Source organism: Nocardia sp. No.11, assembly GCF_038752175.1.
Taxonomy (GTDB): Bacteria; Actinomycetota; Actinomycetes; order Mycobacteriales; family Mycobacteriaceae; genus Nocardia; species Nocardia canadensis.
The window spans coordinates 1-1,239 of the sequence record NZ_JBCGFB010000263.1 but is presented as its reverse complement, the minus strand read 5'-3'; the positions used below and the strand labels follow the sequence as shown (position 1 = coordinate 1,239).

The window sequence follows — 1,239 nt, the reverse complement described above, 5'->3', positions numbered from 1 at the left end:
TGAGGTTCCCCCGCTGAGCCGGAGAGCGAATTACCTGGTTCCGGCTGGAACCCGGCCATGGTAGCTGGCTTCGTACTCGTCGGGTGACCGCCAACCCAGCCTCTTCTGGATCCGCTGGGTGTTGTACCAGCCATCGATGTAGGCGAACAAGGCGTTCTCGGCGTCTTCCCTTGTCCGCCAACTGTTCCGATACACCAACTCGGTCTTCAGAGTGGAGAAGAAGTTCTCCATGAGAGCGTTGTCGTAGCTGTCTCCGACTGAACCCATGGATTGCGCTATCCCGTTGTCTGCCAACCGGTTAGCGAACCGGATTGCCGTGTAGGTCGACCCGCGGTCGGAATGATGGACGAGCTGCCCGTCACGAACATCGCGGGTCCAAACCGCGTACTCGAGAGCGCCGAGAACCAGCTCGGTGTCACAACGGTCCGAGCACTTCCAGCCCACGATTCGGTTCGAGAACGCGTCCCGGACCGCGGCCAGCCAGAACACACCCTCGCCGCAGACGATGCGGGTGGCATCGGCGACCCACAGCCGGTCCGGCTCGCCGGCAGTGAAGTCCCGGTTGACCAGATCTGGAGCTGGGGCGGCCCGCCGATCCTGTCGGGTCGAGCCCAGCCGCCACTTCTTCCGCAGGAACGCGCCCTGCAAACCCGCACCCCGCATCAACCGCTCAACGCGTTTGCGGCCGACCGAGAACCCGCGCCGGGCCAGCATCGCGTGAACCCGCGGCGACCCGTAAGTCCCGCCGGAGCTGGTATGGATATCGACGATCTCGGCCAGGAGCTCTTGGTCGACCAGATTCCGCCGTGACGGCGCCTTCGCCTGCCGCAACCAGCCGTAATACGTCGAGGACGCGATCCCCAGAACCCGTAATACGAGCTCGACCGGGTGCTGCGGATATTCATTGACGAACCGCACAATCACCGCCGGGTCTGGCCGAGCTCCGAGGCGAAATACGCACTCGCATCACGCAATACAGCGTTGACCCGCTCCAGCTCGGCGACTCGTTTACGGAGTTGCTTGTTCTCCTCGGCCATGTCGGTCGTCGGGCGGTCGTGGCGGTGGCCGGCATCGGCTTCGGCTTGGCGGATCCAGTTCCGCAATGCCTCGTGATGCACCCCGAGTTGCTCGGCGAGCTTCCGGATCGTCGGCTTGGGATCGGACTCTCGATACAACCGCACGGCTCGAGCTCTCAACTCGTCCGGATATTTCTTCGGTGCTGCCACTGATCGACTCCTT

Annotated in this window: 2 protein-coding genes; both read right to left on the bottom strand. The window is 63.4% G+C overall.

The window, feature by feature from the left end:
• Positions 1-30 precede the first annotated feature (30 nt).
• Positions 31-918 (bottom strand): IS3 family transposase, encoded by an 888-nt coding sequence (locus tag V8688_RS31950; RefSeq protein ID WP_342802381.1) that lies wholly within the window; start codon positions 916-918, stop codon positions 31-33.
• Between the two features lie 2 nt (positions 919-920).
• Positions 921-1,226 carry a transposase gene (locus tag V8688_RS31945; RefSeq protein ID WP_101462844.1) on the bottom strand — a complete coding sequence of 102 codons (306 nt, stop codon included), beginning with the start codon at positions 1,224-1,226 and terminating at the stop codon, positions 921-923.
• Positions 1,227-1,239 lie beyond the last annotated feature (13 nt).